This is a genomic window from Caulobacter ginsengisoli (genome assembly GCF_030814835.1).
GTDB lineage: Bacteria > Pseudomonadota > Alphaproteobacteria > Caulobacterales > Caulobacteraceae > Caulobacter > Caulobacter ginsengisoli.
The window spans coordinates 108517-125314 of the sequence record NZ_JAUSVS010000003.1; the positions used below are offsets into that span (position 1 = coordinate 108517).

The window sequence follows — 16798 nt, forward strand, 5'->3', positions numbered from 1 at the left end:
CCACTCATCGGTTGGCGGAAGGTCGCGTACTCTAAACCGCCACCGGTAAACCCAAGCTTGAGATGGGCTCGTTTGATCTCGTGCCGCTGGGTCACGATTGCGCGGGCCGGTCAGGGGCCTACAAACATGGGATCAAGCCGCCGCCCCATCTTCGCAAGGGGTGGGGCCGCCAGCAGGGAGAGCCTCCACATGAATTCCGCGCTCAAGGACCAGGTTCTGGCCGGCAAGACCGTCTTCGTCGCCGGGGGCTCCAGCGGCATCAACCTGGGCATCGCCCAGCACTTCGCCCGGGCCGGGGCGAAACTGGCCCTGATCAGCCGCAGCGAGGACAAGATCGCCGCCGCCGCCAAGACCATCACCGACGAGGGCTTCGAGGCCATCGGCATGGCCGCCGACGTGCGCGACTACGCCGCCGTCGAAGGCGCGCTCAGGCAGGCCCATGACCGGTTCGGGGACATCGACGTGGTGATCTCCGGGGCCGCCGGCAACTTCGTGGCCCCCGCGCTAGGGATGAGCGCCAACGGCTTCAAGACCGTGGTCGATATCGACCTGATCGGCACCTTCAACGTGCTGCGGGCCAGCTACCAGTTCCTGCGCCGGCCGGGCGCCTCGCTGATCTCGATCACGGCGGGGCAGGCGGTGCGGCCGGCCCTGTTCCAGGCCCATGTCTGCGCCGCCAAGGCCGGGATCAACATGCTGACCAAGTGCCTGGCCATGGAGTGGGGCCCCTCCGGCGTGCGGGTCAACGCCATCTCGCCCGGCCCGATCGCCGAGACCGAGGGCATGGCCCGCCTGGCCCCTTCGCCCGAGGCCGAAGCCCGCATCAAGGCCCGCATCGCCCTGCGCGACTACGGGACCAAGACCGACATTGCTGAAGCCGCCGCGTACCTGGCCAGCGACAGCGCCCGCTACATCACCGGGACCATCCTCAATGTCGACGGCGGCTCGGAGCTGGGCGACGCCGGCGGGGACGCCTTGGGGCCGTTCAGCTAGGTCGCGCATCCTGCGAACCCGTGTCGCAGCGACAGGAATGCTCTGGTCTGGCTAAATCGCGGCCATGCCTTCCGCTCTGCAAATCCTGTTTTCGGCTCGCCTGCTGTCTGCCGGCGCGGTCGTTCTCGTCGCCATGCTGGTCGGGGCCGAAGCCGCCCGCGGCATGAACCTGGTCCAGTGGCTGGGCGGGCTGACCGCCGTGTCAGCCGCCGTTTCCTGGGCCGTCATCGAGCGGGCCTGGCCCAAGAAGGCCAGCGTCCAGGTCCGCCAGGACTAGCTCCGCCAAAACTAGCTTCTGGCGTCCGGGAAGATCCGCAGGAAGTTCTCGGCGTAGAAGCGGTCGCGCACCGTCTCGCTGCGTTCGCCCAGCGACGCCTCGAACCGGCCGATCGGGTTCCGCCCGCCCTCGATGTGCGGATAGTCGCTGGAGAACAGGTAGAGGTCGGGGTTCGACTGGTCGATCAGATTGCCGACCTCCTCGAACACGAACGGGGTGAAGGCCAGCTGCTCGGTGATCTGTTGCGAGGGCGTGCGGCGCAGGGCCTGCAGGTTGGCGTCGTTGCGGCTCCAGTGTTTGACCACCCAGTCCAGCCGCCGCAGCAGCTCTGGAACCCAGCCGGCGCCCAGCTCGACACTGGCCCCGCGCAGGGCCGGGTGGCGCTCCAGCACCCCGTCCAGCACCATCATGGTCAGGAAGGCTTCGGGCCCCTCGTGCAGCAGGGCGATGTCCTTGGTGCGCAGGTTCTCGCCGCCGCCCAGCCAGTCCTTGGTCGGCGGCCGGCCATTGTTCATCCAGGCCTTGGCCAGCTGCAGCGGCGCCCCGCCCACATGCAGCAGGAAGGGCGTCCCGGTTTCCGCCAGCCGGGCCCAGAAGGGGTCCAGGTCCACATGGCCGGGCGAGCGGTCGCCGCAAGGCCGGTGCGGGATCCAGACGGCCTTGAGGCCCGCCTTCAGCACCGCCTCCAGTTCGGCCATGGCCAGTTCGGGCTCGTCGAGCGGGATGACCGCCACCCCCATCAGCCGGGGATCGGCGGCGCAGAAGTCGGCCATGTGGCGGTTGTGGGCGCGGGCCGCGCCATAGCGCAGGCGGGGCTCCAGCTTCGAGCTGGGCGAGAAGGGCATGGCCACGCTGTGGGTGGCGAACACCAGTTGGCGGCGGAAGCCCAGCAGGTCGAGGGCGGCCGAACGGTCGGTCCGGTCGAAGGCGCCCAACGCCTGGATTTCCTTGGAGGATTCGATCAGCCGGTCGCCCAGCGCGATCTGGGCGGCGATGTGCTCGTCGCTGTGGCGGCCGCCCTGGGCCATGATCACCGCCACCTCCTCGTCGGTGACGATCGAGGCCGAGTAGCTGACCTCGGGAATCTCGTCCCGCAGCGCCGGGTCGGCGTATTTCTTCAGGAAATCCGGCAGCTCCATGATGTGGCTGTCGGCGTCGTAGAAGGCGCGGCTGGCGGGGGCGTAGGGCATGGTTTCCTCCAGAGGTCCGACTATGCCCCGGATGCCACCGATTGTCGCCGCACGTCGTCGCATACCCATTTTCGGTAACGTTGTGACAACCATCTTTATGGCATACAAGGTGCCACAATACGGCGTTCGGGGAGTGGGTAGAATGAAGCTGGTGATTCGCGGCCTGGTAGGCTTGGCGGGGGTGCTGGCTCTGCTCCTGGCCCTGCAGTTCTGGCTGAACCCGGCCCTGCCGGCAGGAAGGCTGGGGATCTCGCCCATCGGCGCCCTGGGCCTGGCCACCATCCGGGCCGACATGGCCGGCTTCTTCGGCGCGGCCGGCGCCTTCGCCCTCTTCGCCGCCATCCGGGCCGAGGGAAAATGGCTCACCGCACCGCTGCTGATGATCGCCATCGCCCTCACCGGCCGGGTCATCACCGTCGCGGTCCAGGGCTGGTCGCCGGAACTGGGCCTGCCGATGATCGTTGAGGCGGTGCTGCTGGCCCTCTTCGCCGCCGGCCGGCGATTGATGGGGAGCCGCTGACATGCCCTACAACCTCTACGGCACACCTGGTTCGCTCTATACCGGCAAGGCCCGGTCCTACCTGATCAAGCAGGGCATCCCCTTCGAGAACCGCGCCGCCGGCGAGCCGCGCTTCCGCGAGGAAATCCTGCCTCGCATCGGCCGCTGGATCATCCCGGTGCTGGAGACCCTGGACGGCGAGCTGGTCCAGGACGGTTCGGACATCATCGCCTGGTTCGAAGCCCAGGGCGAAACCCTGCATCCGGCCTATCCCAAGACGCCGCGCCATCGTCTCATCTCCCACATCTTCGAGCTGTTCGGCGGCGAAGGCCTGCTGCGGCCGGCCATGCACTACCGCTGGAACTTCGACGCGGTGAACCAGCCCTTCCTGGGCCGCGACTTCTCCGCCGCCCTGGCCCCCGGCGCCATGCCGGACGAGGCGGAAACCGTCTTCCGGTTCGCCGCCAGCCGCATGCGCAAGGCCATGGGCGGGTTTGGAGTCTCGCCCGGCTCCATTCCCCTGATCGAGGCCAGCTACGAACGCTTCCTGGCCCTGTTCGAGGCCCATCTGGTCGAGGCCCCCTACCTGCTCGGCGGGGCCCCGACCCTGGGTGACTACGGCCTGATCGCCCCCCTCTACGCCCATCTCGGCCGCGACCCCTATCCCGCCCGGATGATGCAGGCCCAGGCCTACCGCGTCTGGCGCTGGGTCGAGCGGATGAACGGCCCCGACCAGGACGCCGGCGACTATGGCTCGCCGCCCGAAAAGGTCTTCCTGGCCGACACCGTCCCCGACACCCTGAAGGCGCTGATGAGCTTCGTCGCCGAGGACTACCTGCCGGAGGTCCGCGCCTACGTCGCCTACGCCAATGACTGGCTGGCCGAGCGCCCCGATCTCGAACCCGGAACCACGGGTCTCGCCAAACCCAACGACCGCGCCATCGGCCGCGTCGCCTTCGACTGGCGCGGCGAGACCATCGAGGTGGCGGTCATGCCCTACCGCCTCTACCTGCTGCAAAAGATCCAGGACGCCGCCGACAGCCTCGACCCCGCCGGCCGCATGACCGTCGAGGCCCTGCTGGCCGAGACAGGTCTCTCCGAACTGCTGACCTTGCGCACCACGCGGCGGGTCGAGCGCAAGGACCAGCTCGAGGTCTGGGGACCGCCGATAGAGGCCGAGAGACAACGGGCTGTGGGGTAGCTCGGAGGGGCCAGGGCCAGTCAGGTTCCTGGCCCCCGATCCCTACCGGCGGGCGCCCGCCCCATGCTAGGTCATGGCCTCGCCAAGCGGATCAGGCCCCGATGACCAAGCATCGAATCTTCACCACCAGCTTCGCCTCCGTCTATCCGCTCTACGTCGCCAAGGCGGAGAGGAAGGGGCGCACCAAGGCCGAGGTCGACGAGATCATTCTCTGGTTGACCGGCTTCAGCCAGGCGGCGTTCGAGGGCCATCTGGCGAGCAAGACCGACTTCGAGACCTTCTTTGCCGAGGCGCCCAGGCTGAACCCGGCCCGCGCCGAGATCAAAGGCCTGATCTGCGGCATCCGCGTCGAAGAGATCGAAGACCCGCTGATGCGGGAGATCCGCTACCTGGACAAGCTCGTCGACGAGCTGGCGAAGGGCAAGGCGATGGCGAAGATCTTGCGGGGATAAGCGGGCCGTCAGGCGCCGGTCTCATCCACGACGATGGCGACGGTCTTGCCCCGGGAATGCGGCTCCCACCCCGCCTCTATGGCCGAGGCGATGGCTCTGGCCACGAGGTCCACAGAAATGTCCGTGGGCTTCAGCTGCGGCGCGCCGAACCTGGGCGGCGGGGCGGGCGGAAACTCCACCACGGCTTCGCGCTGGCCTTCCTGGTGGCGCACGGCGATGGCCATGCCTTGCCAGCCCTTGGTGTCGGTGGACCACTGGGGCCGGCGCTGCAGCCGCCAGACATAGGGCTCCCCGGCGACCTCGATCTCGAACTCTGGGCTTAGCTTGGGTTTGGCCATGGGGACGGGTTAGCGCAGCGGGCGCGTGTAGGCCACGCAAACCGGTAAGCTGCGGTGTCGGTCGCGCCATTTCGCGCTGATCCCTTTTTGCTTTTTGTTCGCACGGATGCCTGCGACCGGAGCCGACCCGTTGCGGACATGCCGGGTCAGACTACCTTCACGACGCAGGAGGATTTGATGCAGTTTGACTCTTACCGTTATCGCGTCGTCGTCGAATGGATGGACCCTGACGACGGACAACCGCAGCTGACCGAATTCGAGGCGCACCAGCTATCGGCTGGCAGGGCTGGCCGGCTGATGTCCACGCAGCCAGATGGCGTCAGCTACAACTTCTCGCACTTCACCTCCGTCCGCATCGAACGGATCAAGGAGTGAACCTGGACACGCCCGCTTCTGGGAAAGTCTCCAGAAGCGCTCCCTCACCCCGCCAAAGCCTGCCACATCGTCATCGCCAAGGTCATAGCCCGCATGTCCCCCGTCGTCGTTGGGGCCATCCTGTTCATCGCGTAGCCGAACGTGGTGTGGGCATCCATGTCGATGATCACCAGCGAGCCGCCATAGCCGCCCCAGAAACACGCCCCCGGGGGCAGGGGGACCATGGGGCCGGGCAGGCCAAAGCCCATGCCGTATTTGGCCGGCATGCCCAGCACCAGGTCGACGCCTTCGATCTGCGGCTCAAGCGCTTTGCGGCAACCGGCTTCCGAGAGGAGGCGCTTGCCCTTGGCGACGCCGCCATTGGCCAGCAGCACATGGATCTCGGCCACCGAGCGGGCGTTGCCCTGGCCGCCGGCGGCGGGGATTTCGGCGGCTCGCCAGGCGCGGGTGCGGGTGTCCAGCGGGTTGGTGGCCGGGTTGGTCGACATGTTCTTCATCAGGGCGCTGGGCTCGGGGCCCTGGCCAATGCCCGTGCCCGGCGGGGGCGGGATCAGGTCGGCGACGCGGTGGTCCTCCGAGGCGGGCAGGCCGATCCAGAAGTCGGCGCCCAGCGGCTCGGCGATCTCCTCGCGGAACACCGTCCCCAGCGACTTGCCGGTGACGCGGCGCACCACCTCGCCGACCAGGTAGCCCTGGGTGATGGCGTGGTAGCCGCAGGCCGTGCCCGGCGCCCAGAACGGGGCCTGGGCGGCCAGCAGGGACGTCGCCTTCTCCCAGTCGTAGAGGGTGTCGCGGGTGATCGGCTCCTTCCAGCCCGACAGGCCGGACGAATGGCTCATCAGGTGGCTGACCTTGACGTCCGCCTTGCCGCCCGCGGCAAACTCCGGCCAGTATTTGGCGACGGGGGCGTCGAAATCGAGCTCGCCACGGTCGGCGACCAGCAGGGCGGTCAGGGCCGTCATGGTCTTGGTGGTCGAATAGACGTTGACGATGGTGTCCTTTTCCCAGGGCCGGGTCTTTGCCTCGTCAGCGAAGCCGCCCCAGAGGTCGACGACCGTCTCGCCGCCGACGGTGGCGCAGAAGCTGGCCCCGATGTCGGCGCCGCTGGTCAGGTTGGCCTCGAAGGCGGCGCGCACCGGCGCGAACCTGTCGACGGTGAAGCCCGCCACCGAACCGTCAGCCATGATCGTCTCCACCCTTGGTTTTCGCCAGCCTAGCCGAGGCGAGAGGCCGTGCAAGGCTTCCCCGAGGTCACGGTCGCCAACAGAATTCCATCCGTTACAAGGAAAGCCGTCAGGCCACGCACCAAGACGGGCCGATCAGGGAGTAGAGTGGATGCCCGCGCCCGCCATCGCCGCCTCGGCCGAACAGATCGACGCCGACTGGATGACCGCCGCGCTGCAGGCCGGCGGCGTGCTACCCGAGGGCCGGGTCACCGCCATCTCGGCCAAACCGGTGGGCAATGGCCTGGTCGGCGACAGCTTCCGGTTTTCCCTGACCTATGACGCGCCGCCGCCGGGCGCGCCGGCCAGCGTGGTGGGCAAGTTCGCGGCCGCCGATCCGGTCAGCCGTGGCACCGGCGCGGCCATGGGCCTCTATTTGCGCGAGGTCAGCTTCTACCGCGAGCTGGCCCACACGGTGGGGATCATCACCCCCAAGGCCTATTACGCCGGCATCGACCCGGCGACGTCGGACTTTACCCTGATCTTCGAGGACTTCGGCCCGGCCCGGCAGGGCGACCAGCTGACCGGCTGTTCGCTGCAGGACGCCCGCACCGCCCTCTTGGAAGCGGCCGCCCTGCACGCGCCGCGCTGGGGCGACGCCAGCCTGGAGCAGGCGTCCTGGCTGACCGCCGGCGAGGCGACCATGCCGGCGGTCGTGGCGGCCCTGCCCGGCGTGATCCAGGGTTTCCGCGAGCGCTACGAGGGCCAGCTGGAGCCCGAGCTGTTCGCCCTGATCGACCGCATGCCCGCCGCCATCGCCGCCCTGCAGCAAGATCGCTCCACGCCCCGCACGGTGCAGCACGGCGACTTCCGCCTCGACAACATCCTGTTCGACATCCAGGGCGGCAGCCGGCGGATGGGCACCCTGGACTGGCAGACCCTGGCCCTGGGCGCGGGGGTCAGCGACGCCGCCTACTTCCTCAGCGCCGGCATCTCGCCCGAACTGCGCCGCGAGCATGACCGCGACCTGATCGGCCTCTATCACGCCGAACTGGTGCGGCTGGGGGTCCGCGACTACGACTTCGAGCGCTGCTGGAACGACTACCGGCGCTATAGCCTGAACGGCATGCTGCTGGGCGTCTTCTCGGCCATGGTGGTCGAGCGCACCGAGCGCGGCGACGCCCTATTCCTGGCCATGACCCGCGGCGGCTGCCTGCAGGCGCTGGACAACGGCACGTTCGATTTCTGGGGAGCCTAGAACCATGCAGGTCACCGCCGCCGTCGCCCGAGCCCCCGGCGCCGACTTCACACTGGAATCGGTCGAACTCGACGATCCCCGCCCCGACGAGATCCTGGTCCGCATCGCCGCCGTCGGGGTCTGCCACACCGACCTGGTGGCGCGGGAAGGGGCCATGCCGTTTTCCCTGCCGGCCGTGCTGGGCCATGAGGGCGCCGGCGTCGTCGAGAAGGTCGGCTCGGCCGTCACCAAGGTCGCGGCGGGCGACAGGGTGGCGATCACCTTCCGGTCCTGCGGCCAGTGCGGCCGCTGCAAGAGCGGCGACCCGGCCTACTGCTATTCCATGCCCATGCTGAACTACATCGGCATGCGGCCCGACGGGACCAAGGCGCTGCAAAAGGACGGGACGGCGGTGTCGTCCAACTTCTTCGGCCAGTCGTCCTTCGCCACCTACGCCCTGGCCTATGAGACCAACGTCCTGAAACTGCCCGCCGACATCCCCTTCGAGCTGGCCGCGCCGCTGGGCTGCGGGGTGCAGACCGGGGCGGGCGGGATCATGCTGGCCCTGGCCTGTCCGGCCGGCTCGTCGCTGCTGATCACCGGCGGCGGGGCGGTGGGTCTGTCGGCGGTCATGGGTGCGGTGATCCAGGGCTGCGGGACCATCATCGTCGTCGAACCCCACGCCGTCCGCCGCGACCTCGCCCAATCGCTCGGCGCCACTCACGTCATCGACCCGGCCGCCAGCCCCGACCTCGCCGGCGCGGTGCGGGCCATCCTGCCCCAGGGCGTCGACTACGCCTTCGACACCACCGGCCGCGGCGAGACCCTGACGGCGGTGATGGGCGCGCTGGCCCCGAAAGGCGTGTTCGGCATCGTCGGCATCCCCGCGCCCGGGACGCCCATGCCGGGCGACCTCGGAACCGTGCTCACGTTCGGCCAGACCGTGCGCGGCATCATCGAGGGCGACAGCGATCCGGACGTCTTCCTACCGGTGCTGATCGACCACTGGCGGGGAGGGCGGTTGCCGCTGGAGAAGCTGGTGAAGACCTATCCGTTCGGGGAGATCAACGCGGCCATAGCGGCGCAGCATCATGGGGACTGTGTGAAGGTGGTGCTGACCCTGTAGGGGCTCCCTCCCACTCCGTCATCCTGGGCCTTGTGCCCAGGATCCCGCGTTCCGCTCGCTGCAAACCGGGACGGTAAAGCTGAGGCGTGGCGGCTCCACGGCCATTCGCACGTGCGGCTGACGGCGGGATCCTGGGCACAAGGCCCAGGATGACGGGTTAGAGAACGGTCGAAGGAAATTCCATAAGACCGGTGGGTTCTAGCTCAGCGCCAGCCCCTCCAGCTCACCCTTCTCCCGCCACGCGGTGATCAGCTTGGTGAACGCGATGGCTCCCGCCCCGTACGGCCCGTTGCGCGCCGCCAGGGCCGAGGGCTTGCCCTCGTTGTTGTAGTAGCCGGGGGTGCATTCCTCCTGGAACTTCTGCCGCATCAGGGCCGAGCCGATGATGGTCTGCACCCAGGCCTCTTCGGCCTCCGGCGTCGCCTCGACGATCTTCGCCTGACGCTTGTCGGTCTCGGCGATGATGTAGGCCAGGTGGTGGGCCTGCTCGTTCATCATGTGCGGGAAGTTGACCGTGAAGCCCGACTGGGCGTTGCTGATCAGGAACAGGTTGGGGAAGCCGTTGACGTGCATGCCGTGCAGGGTCGAGACCCCGTCGGCCCATTTGCCGGTCAGGGTCAGGCCATCGCGGCCCGTCACCTCATAGCCGGCGCGGCGGGTGTAGCTGGTGCCGACCTCGAAGCCGGTCGCATAGACCAGGCAGTCGATCTCGTACTCCTGGCCGTCGACCACGATGCCGGTCTCGGTGATCCGCTCCACGCCCCGCCCTTGGGTGTCGATGAGATGGACGCTGGGGCGGTTGAAGGCCGCCAGGTAGTCGTCGTGAAAGCAGGGCCGCTTGCAGAACTGGTTGTACCAGGGCTTCAGCGCCTCGGCCTTGGCTGGGTCCTGCACCACCTGGTCCACGCGGGCGCGGATGGACTCCATCTTCTTGAAGTCGGCCAGCTGCATCAGCTCGCCGAGGTCGCGTGACGGGTCGGGGTTCTGGCGGCCGATCAGCAGGATGTTGCGGATGATGTCGGTCCAGCCGTCGCCGACCATGTCCTCGGGCTCGTAGCCGCCCGAGACCAGGGTGTTGAAATTGTCCATCCGCCGCTGCTGCCAGCCGGGCTGCAGCGAGGCGGCCCATTCCGGATCGGTGGGTCGGTTGTTGCGCACGTCGATGGACGAGGGGGTGCGCTGGAAGACGAACAGCTCCTTGGCGTATTCGCCCAGGTAGGGCACGCACTGCACGGCCGTGGCGCCGGTGCCGATGATGCCGACCCGCTTGTCGGCCGGGCCCGTCAGCCCGCCCAGCGACGTGCCGCCGGTATAGTCATAGTCCCAGCGGCTGGTGTGGAAGCTATGGCCCTTGAAGGTCTCCACCCCCGGGATGCCGGGCAGCTTGGGCCGGTGCAGCGGGCCGTTGGCCATGACCACGAAGCGGGCCTTCATCCGGTCGCCCTTGTTGGTCGAGATGATCCAGCGCTGGATCTCTTCGGCCCAGTCGAGGCTGGTGACCTCGGTCTGGAAACAGGCGTTGCGGTAGAGGTCGAAATGCTCGGCGATGCGCTTGCAGTGGGCCAGGATTTCCGGGGCGCGGGTGTATTTCTCGACGGGCAGGTAGCCGGTCTCTTCCAGCAGCGGCAGGTAGATGTAGCTCTCCACGTCGCAGGCCGCGCCGGGATAGCGGTTCCAGTACCAGGTACCGCCGAAGTCGCCGCCCTTCTCGATGATCCGCAGGTCCTTGACCCCGGCCTCGCGCAGCCGGGCCCCGGCCAGCAGGCCGCCGAACCCGCCGCCGATCAGCGCCACCTCGACCTCGTCGGTCAGGGGCTCGCGCTGCAGCTGGGCGTCGACATAGGGATCGTCCAGATAGTGGGCGTAGTCGCCGGCGATCTCGACATACTGCTCGTTGCCGTCGCTGCGGATGCGCTTGTCGCGCTCGGCGCGGTAGCGGGCCCGCAGGGCTTCCGGGTCGAAGCCCAGGTCCAGGCCGCCTGTCGGTTTGGTTTCGCCGTCCGCCATCGTCCGCTTCCCTGAATTCGTCTCTGACCTACCTTCGATAATTTGAATTCCGCCGCGTCAGGCAACGCCCAATGGCAAGGGCATGGCGTCGCGCCTCGCCCTCGCCGGCCGGGAACCGACCGCGCCGACCGATGGTTCATCTGGGACAGGAGGTCAGTCATGCCCGCCAAGCACCCGGACACCGATCGTTGGGGCGGCCCCGGCGCCAGCCACGAGGACCGCTCCAAGCCAAAGCCCGATCCGACCGTGAAGGATTTCGACGATCCCGACCGCTACAGCCGCCACAGCAAGGTGTCCGGCGGCGGCGGCGAGGCCGATGTGCATCACGCCCACGAGCCGGGGCGGAAACGGGACTTCGAAGCCAACGACGCCCAGAAGCGCAAGACGTGAACCAGCAACCCGGCCAGCGGCCGATCCCGCCCGAGATGCCGCCGATGCCGTCCGAGCCGCCGGCCTTCCCCAATCCGACGCACCCGCCACCGATCCCGGACGATCCCGACGAGGGCCAGCCGACTCCCTGACGGCGCCACCCATGGCGCCCGGCCCCCGACCTTGCCATGATCGCCGCGCAAACGCGGGAGGACGGGCATGGGCGGCTGGGTGCTGGGGGTGATCGGCGGATCGGGCCTCTATGAGATCGAGGGGCTGGCCAACAGGCGCTGGGTGAAGGCCGACAGTCCCTGGGGCGAGCCGTCGGACGAGTTGCTGACGGGTGAGATCGGCGATCTGAAGCTGGTCTTCCTGCCGCGCCATGGCCGTGGCCACCGTATCTCGCCGACCGAGGTCAACAGCCGGGCCAATATCGATGTGCTGAAAAGGGCCGGCTGCACCGACATCCTCTCGGTCTCGGCGGTGGGGTCGCTGCGGGAGGAGTATGCGCCCGGCGATTTCGCCCTGGTCGACCAGTATATCGACCGCACCTTCGCCCGGCCGAAGTCGTTCTTCGGGACGGGTCTGGTGGCCCATGTCTCGATGGCCGACCCGACCTGTCCGCGCCTCTCGGGCCTGGCCGCCGCCGCCGGCCGCGCCGCCGGCCAGACGGTCGCCGAGGCCGCCACCCTGGTGGTGATGGAGGGCCCGCAGTTCTCGACCCGCGCCGAGAGCGAGCTCTACCGGTCCTGGGGCGCCGACCTGATCGGCATGACCGCCATGCCCGAGGCCAAGCTGGCCCGCGAGGCCGAGCTGCCCTACGCCACCCTGGCCATGGTCACCGACTACGACTGCTGGCGCGAGGAGACCGCCGCCGTCGAGGTCTCGGCGGTGATGGAGGTGATGGCCGCCAACGCCGACGGGGCCCGGGCCACCATCGTCAGGCTGGCCGAGGCCCTGCAGGATGAGCGCCCGGCCTCGCCCATCGACACCTGCCTGGACTATGCGGTGGTCACCAGCCCCTCGGCCTGGGACCCGGCGCGGCTGGCCAAGCTCGACGCTATCGGGGCGCGGCGGTTCAAGGATGCCTGAGGCGGGCCAGGGCCTCGGCGTCGTCGATGTCTTCCAGTGACCGGAGCATGGCCACCCGCCGGCCGGCCAGGTTGGCCAGGGTGTCGGCCAGGGCGTCGGGGCTGGACCAGCGCACACCCTCGAACGGATCAAGCCGGCGCGGCCGGCGCCTGAGCCCGATCAGCCAGTAGCCGCCGTCCAGGGCCGGGCCGAACACGGCGTCGGCGGCGCCCAGCGCTCGGAAGGCGGCGGCGATGTCGCTCGTCGCGATGCCGGGACTGTCGGTCCCGATGATCACTGCCGGCCCAGGCGGCAATCGCCGTAGCAACCGCCGCAGACGCTCTCCCAGGCCGCCGGGGCCTTGAGGCAGGGCGGGCAGGCCCATCAGCCGTCCGGCTGCCTGGTCCGGCGTGACGCAAAGCCAGGTCCGCCAGCGGCGGTCGCAGCCCAGCCGCCGCGCCAGGTCGGCCAGCATGAAGCGCTGGAACCGCCAGGCCGCCGCCTCGCCAGCCCCGGCCGCCAGCCGCCGCTTGCCCACCCCCCAGGCCGGGCGGCGGGCGAAGATCACCAGGTGGGGGCGCTCAGCGGCCATAGACCCTTGCGATCCGCTCGATGGGCGCGCCCAGCCTGAACATCAAAAGGCAGAGCAGGTTGCGGGCGCTGCGCCGCAGCCAGCCGTCGGCCCGCCAGCGCCGGGACGAGGTCACCGCCTTGACCGGCAGGGCGACCAGCCGCCGCCGGCCAATCCGGCGGACCAGATCGACATCCTCCATCAGCGGCAGGGCCGCGAACCCGCCGACCGCGTCATAGAGCTCGCGGTGGATCAGCAGCCCCTGGTCGCCATAGGGCAGGGCGAAGGCCCGGGTCCGCGCGGCGACGGCGGCCTCCAGCCAGCGGGCTCGCCAGTCGGTATCGTCCAGGGCGAAACGGAAAACGGCGGCGCGGCCGGCATGCTGCGCCATGAAAGCCTCGGCCGCCGCTCGCCAGCCGGGTTCGAGCCGAGTGTCGGCGTGGAGGAACAGCAGCCACGGCCCCTTGACGGCCGCCGCCCCCCGCCGCAGCTGTTCGCCCCGGCCGCGCGGCGAAGTGATGACGGTCGCGCCGAGGGTCTCGGCCAGCGCCGCCGAACCGTCGGTGGAGCCGCCATCGACGACGACGATCTCATCCGCCTCGGCGACCGACGCCAAGGTCAGCGGCAGGTCGCTCGCGCCGTTGAGGACTGGGATGACGACGGAAAGGCTCAACGCCCGCTGCAGCTCGCTCCGCCCAGCACGCAGAACCGGGCGCAATGGGGGTGGTTGAGCGCCACCGAGCCCAGGGCCTGGGACAGACTGGTCCCCAGCTCGAAGCCCGGATCATAAGGCGTCAGGGTGCAGGCCACGACGGCTGGGGCGGCGGCGCCCTTGCGCTTCACGACCATGCGGCTGGTGGCGCACATCATCGTCTCGGGATGGACGTCCAGGATGCCCCAGCAGGCCTCGGTGATCTCCGGGGCGTCGCGGGTGGCGTCCATTTCGGGGAAGAGCACCAGGCGGGTGGCGTTCATGACGTCGAGCTCGACGCCCAGGCCGCGCAGCAGCGCCCCATAGGCCGCCCGCGCCACATCTTCGGGCTCGTCGCCCAGCCGCCGTCCGGCCACGGCCAGAGAGAAGCCGTGTTTCGCCAGCCAGGTCAGGCCGGCGATGGCCGGGGCCCAGGTTCCTTCGCCGCGCTCGGCCTCGTGCACGGCGGGGCTGTGGTGGTCCAGGCTGACCCGCAGGGTGAGGGCCGCGCCGTAGCGGGCCTTCAGGTCGAGCAGTTGCCGCTCGAACCGCCGCATCGGCCGCATGGCGTTGGTCAGCACCAGCACCTGGCGGCCGGTGGCCAGGGCCGCCTCCAGCATCGGGATGATGGCCGGGTTCATGAACGGCTCGCCGCCGGTGAAGCCGATCTCGCGGGTCGTCAGCCCCAGGGCGTCGATCTCGTCCAGGTAGGCCTGGGTCTCGGCCAGGGTCAGGTAGCTGAGGGCGTCGTTGCGGGGCGAGCTCTCGATGTAGCAGGTCAGGCAGGTGATGTTGCAGAGCGTGCCGGTGTTGAACCACAGGGTTTCCAGCCCGGTCAGCGCCACGGTCGCTCGGGGCGAGCCGTCCAGGGTGGTGACCGGATCCTGAAACTTGCGCGGGTCCAGTCGCGGCGCCGACGGCGTCACGAACGGCGAGCCGCGCAGATCAAAAGCCGTATCCAGTCTGTCCACGTAACCATCTCCCCGGCGCAGGCGAAGACTCTCATGCCCGCCCGCTATGGCCAAGCTTTCGCCGGCGCGTCTAGACTGGTTACCGGACGGGAGCTTCGAAACATGCAGGTGTTGAAACGGTATCTGCCGCTGGCGGTGCTGGCGGTGGTGGTCATCGCCGTATTCGCCAGCGGGGCGGGGAAGTACCTGACCCTCGACGCCCTTCGCCAGCACGAGAGCGAACTGCGGACCTTCGTCGCCGCCAACCTGGTCCTGGCCCTGCTGATCTTCATCGGCGTCTATGCGGCGGCCACGGCGGTCAGCCTGCCCGGCGCCCTGATCCTGACCCTGGCCGGCGGCTTCCTGTTCGGCCCCTGGATCGGCGGTTCGGCCACCGTGGTCGGGGCGACCATCGGGGCCATCCTGGTCTTCCTGATCGTGCGCACCTCGCTGGGGGCCAGCCTGCGCGAGCGGGCGGAGGCCTCGGGCGGGCGGCTGAAGGCGGTGATCGACGGCGTCGCCGCCGGCGCCTTCGGCTACATCCTGACCCTGCGGCTGATCCCGGTGGCGCCCTTCTGGCTGGTCAATGTCGCCGCGGCCCTGGCCAATGCGCCGCTGCGCGCCTACGCCCTGGCCACCTTCATCGGCATCATGCCGGCCACCTTCATCTATTCCGGCATCGGCGCCGGCATCGGCAAGGTGCTGGCGGCCGGCGGCAAGCCAGACCTGAAGATCATCTTCCAGCCCTATGTGCTGGGTCCTCTGTTGGCCCTGGCCCTGCTCTCGCTCGGCACGACCCTCTATCAGCGCTACCGGGCCCGCAAGGGAGCCAAGGTTTGAAACAGGAGCGCATCCGGGCTGACCTCGCCATCATCGGGGCGGGTTCGGCCGGCCTGTCGGTGGCGGCCGGGGCCGCGCAGCTGGGCCTTTCCGTCGTGCTGTTCGAGCGCGGCGAGATGGGCGGTGACTGCCTGAACTATGGCTGCGTGCCCTCCAAGGCCCTGATCGCCGCCGCCGACGCCGCCCATGCGGCGCGCGAGGCCAGGGCGTTGGGCGTCGGCGTCTCGGACGTGACGGTCGACTTCCCGGCGGTCATGGCCCGGGTTCACAAGGTCATCGCCGAGATCGCCCCCATCGACAGCCAGGAACGCTTCGAAGGCCTGGGCGTGCGGGTGGTGCGCGAGACCGCCCGCTTCAAGGATCGCCGCACCGTCGAGAGCGAAAGCGTCAAGGTCACCGCCCGCAAGGTCGTCATCGCCGCCGGCTCCCGCGCCGCCGCGCCGCCCATCCCCGGCCTCGACACGGTCCCCTATCTCACCAACGAGAGCCTGTTCGAACTGACGGCCCTGCCCGAACACCTGATCGTCCTGGGCGGCGGACCCATCGGGGTGGAGCTGGGCCAGGCCTTCCGCCGACTGGGCGCCAGGGTCACCATCGTCGAGGCCATGACCCTGCTCTCCAAGGAAGATTCGGACGCCGCCGCGGTGGTGCTGGACCAACTCGAGGCCGATGGCGTCACCCTGCTGGCCGGCCACAAGGTGGTGCGCATCGAGCCAGGACCGGTCGTGGTCGCCGAAGGACCGCAGGGCGAGGTCCGCATTGCCGGCTCGCACCTGCTGGTGGCGGTCGGCCGCACGCCCAGTCTCAAGGACCTCAATCTGGAAGCCGCCGGCGTCGCCCATGACAAGGGCGGGATCACCACCAACGCCGCCCTGCGCACCAGCAACCCCCGCGTCTTCGCCATCGGCGATATTGCCGGGCGGGGCCAGTTCACCCATCTGGCCGGGGCCCATGCCGGGCTGTTCGTCCGCCGCGCCCTGTTCGCCTCACCGATCAACGCCGACAGGCTGGTCGTCCCTCGCGTCACCTACAGCGACCCCGAACTGGCCGCCGTCGGCCTGACCGAGGCCCAGGCCCGCGCCCAGCATGGCGACGCCATCAAGGTGCTGGTTTCGCCCTTCGCCGACAACGACCGCGCCCAGGCCGAGGGCGACACGCGGGGCTTTGGCAAGCTGGTCCTCTCGGCCAAGGGGCAGATCCTGGGGGCCACCCTGGTCGGCGCCCGGGCCGGCGACCACCTGGCCGTCTGGACTCAGGCGATGACTACCAGGCTCAAGCTGAGCAACCTGACCGGCGTCATCGCCCCGTACCCAACCCGGGGCGAGATCAACAAACGGCTGGCCGGGCAGTTCTATACGCCAACCCTGTTCTCGCCGGGCGTGCGGCGGCTGGTGTCGGTGCTCAAGCGGCTGGCCTGACGCCTCAACCCGGCGCAGAATGACGCCACG

General features: G+C 69.4%; 20 protein-coding genes. 13 read left to right on the plus strand and 7 right to left on the minus strand.

Going from position 1 to position 16798, the window contains the following annotated elements; all coding sequences use genetic code 11:
- The first annotated feature begins 189 nt into the window (after positions 1-189).
- Together QO010_RS10325 and QO010_RS10330 are read left to right on the plus strand one after the other, a co-directional pair.
- On the plus strand, positions 190-993 hold the full coding sequence (locus QO010_RS10325; RefSeq protein WP_307348862.1) for an SDR family oxidoreductase: 804 nt from the start codon (positions 190-192) through the stop codon (positions 991-993).
- A 64-nt stretch (positions 994-1057) separates the two neighbouring features.
- Positions 1058-1270, plus strand: coding sequence for a hypothetical protein (locus QO010_RS10330; protein WP_307348863.1), 213 nt, complete (start codon positions 1058-1060; stop codon positions 1268-1270).
- Between the two features lie 11 nt (positions 1271-1281).
- Here QO010_RS10330 and QO010_RS10335 read toward each other — a convergent pair whose 3' ends face one another.
- The gene (locus QO010_RS10335) at positions 1282-2460 is read right to left on the minus strand and encodes an amidohydrolase family protein (RefSeq protein WP_307348864.1); all 1179 of its coding nucleotides are present in this window, start codon (positions 2458-2460) and stop codon (positions 1282-1284) included.
- Between the two features lie 142 nt (positions 2461-2602).
- Between QO010_RS10335 and QO010_RS10340 the strand changes: the two genes are divergently transcribed.
- The 3 genes from QO010_RS10340 (at position 2603) to QO010_RS10350 (ending at position 4612) form a co-directional block, all read left to right on the plus strand.
- The gene (locus QO010_RS10340) at positions 2603-2980 is read left to right on the plus strand and encodes a hypothetical protein (RefSeq protein ID WP_307348866.1); all 378 of its coding nucleotides are present in this window, start codon (positions 2603-2605) and stop codon (positions 2978-2980) included.
- A gap of 1 nt (position 2981) precedes the next feature.
- Entirely contained in the window at positions 2982-4160 is a 1179-nt protein-coding gene (locus QO010_RS10345) for a glutathione S-transferase N-terminal domain-containing protein (RefSeq protein WP_307348868.1), read from the plus strand.
- 101 nt (positions 4161-4261) lie between these two features.
- The gene (locus tag QO010_RS10350) at positions 4262-4612 is read left to right on the plus strand and encodes a DUF2200 domain-containing protein (protein ID WP_307348870.1); all 351 of its coding nucleotides are present in this window, start codon (positions 4262-4264) and stop codon (positions 4610-4612) included.
- A gap of 8 nt (positions 4613-4620) precedes the next feature.
- Here QO010_RS10350 and QO010_RS10355 read toward each other — a convergent pair whose 3' ends face one another.
- Positions 4621-4950: a hypothetical protein gene (locus QO010_RS10355; RefSeq protein ID WP_307348872.1), complete on the minus strand. Its 330-nt coding sequence runs from the start codon at positions 4948-4950 to the stop codon at positions 4621-4623.
- Between the two features lie 177 nt (positions 4951-5127).
- On the opposite strand from QO010_RS10355, the gene QO010_RS10360 reads away from it, so the two are divergent.
- Entirely contained in the window at positions 5128-5325 is a 198-nt protein-coding gene (locus tag QO010_RS10360; RefSeq protein ID WP_307348873.1) for a hypothetical protein, read from the plus strand.
- Between the two features lie 44 nt (positions 5326-5369).
- Here QO010_RS10360 and QO010_RS10365 read toward each other — a convergent pair whose 3' ends face one another.
- Positions 5370-6509, minus strand: a complete 1140-nt coding sequence (locus QO010_RS10365; protein WP_307348874.1) for a serine hydrolase domain-containing protein — start codon at positions 6507-6509, stop codon at positions 5370-5372.
- Between the two features lie 151 nt (positions 6510-6660).
- On the opposite strand from QO010_RS10365, the gene QO010_RS10370 reads away from it, so the two are divergent.
- Together QO010_RS10370 and QO010_RS10375 are read left to right on the plus strand one after the other, a co-directional pair.
- Positions 6661-7746, plus strand: a complete 1086-nt coding sequence (locus tag QO010_RS10370) for a phosphotransferase (RefSeq protein WP_307348876.1) — start codon at positions 6661-6663, stop codon at positions 7744-7746.
- A 4-nt stretch (positions 7747-7750) separates the two neighbouring features.
- The gene (locus tag QO010_RS10375; protein ID WP_307348877.1) at positions 7751-8851 is read left to right on the plus strand and encodes an NAD(P)-dependent alcohol dehydrogenase; all 1101 of its coding nucleotides are present in this window, start codon (positions 7751-7753) and stop codon (positions 8849-8851) included.
- A gap of 198 nt (positions 8852-9049) precedes the next feature.
- Here QO010_RS10375 and QO010_RS10380 read toward each other — a convergent pair whose 3' ends face one another.
- On the minus strand, positions 9050-10858 hold the full coding sequence (locus tag QO010_RS10380) for a flavin-containing monooxygenase (protein WP_307348878.1): 1809 nt from the start codon (positions 10856-10858) through the stop codon (positions 9050-9052).
- A 159-nt stretch (positions 10859-11017) separates the two neighbouring features.
- On the opposite strand from QO010_RS10380, the gene QO010_RS10385 reads away from it, so the two are divergent.
- The 3 genes from QO010_RS10385 (at position 11018) to mtnP (ending at position 12319) form a co-directional block, all read left to right on the plus strand.
- A complete protein-coding gene (locus QO010_RS10385) occupies positions 11018-11248 on the plus strand; it encodes a hypothetical protein (protein WP_307348880.1) in 231 nt (76 codons plus the stop codon).
- Positions 11245-11379, plus strand: coding sequence for a hypothetical protein (locus QO010_RS10390; RefSeq protein WP_307348881.1), 135 nt, complete (start codon positions 11245-11247; stop codon positions 11377-11379). Before QO010_RS10385 ends, QO010_RS10390 begins: the two co-directional genes overlap by 4 nt.
- Positions 11380-11446: 67 nt before the next feature.
- Positions 11447-12319, plus strand: coding sequence for an S-methyl-5'-thioadenosine phosphorylase (mtnP, locus tag QO010_RS10395; RefSeq protein WP_307348882.1), 873 nt, complete (start codon positions 11447-11449; stop codon positions 12317-12319).
- On the opposite strand, the gene QO010_RS10400 is transcribed toward mtnP, so the two are convergent.
- From QO010_RS10400 to QO010_RS10410, 3 genes are read right to left on the minus strand one after another with little or no spacing between them, the layout of a single operon-like run.
- Positions 12306-12890, minus strand: a complete 585-nt coding sequence (locus QO010_RS10400) for a TIGR04282 family arsenosugar biosynthesis glycosyltransferase (RefSeq protein WP_307348884.1) — start codon at positions 12888-12890, stop codon at positions 12306-12308. The genes mtnP and QO010_RS10400 overlap by 14 nt on opposite strands.
- A complete protein-coding gene (locus tag QO010_RS10405; RefSeq protein WP_307348885.1) occupies positions 12880-13542 on the minus strand; it encodes a TIGR04283 family arsenosugar biosynthesis glycosyltransferase in 663 nt (220 codons plus the stop codon). Before QO010_RS10405 ends, QO010_RS10400 begins: the two co-directional genes overlap by 11 nt.
- On the minus strand, positions 13539-14531 hold the full coding sequence (locus QO010_RS10410; RefSeq protein WP_307348886.1) for a radical SAM protein: 993 nt from the start codon (positions 14529-14531) through the stop codon (positions 13539-13541). Before QO010_RS10410 ends, QO010_RS10405 begins: the two co-directional genes overlap by 4 nt.
- 102 nt (positions 14532-14633) lie before the next feature.
- On the opposite strand from QO010_RS10410, the gene QO010_RS10415 reads away from it, so the two are divergent.
- Entirely contained in the window at positions 14634-15350 is a 717-nt protein-coding gene (locus QO010_RS10415; RefSeq protein WP_307348888.1) for a TVP38/TMEM64 family protein, read from the plus strand.
- Positions 15347-16768 carry a dihydrolipoyl dehydrogenase family protein gene (locus QO010_RS10420; protein WP_307348889.1) on the plus strand — a complete coding sequence of 474 codons (1422 nt, stop codon included), beginning with the start codon at positions 15347-15349 and terminating at the stop codon, positions 16766-16768. Before QO010_RS10415 ends, QO010_RS10420 begins: the two co-directional genes overlap by 4 nt.
- Positions 16769-16798: the final 30 nt, after the last annotated feature.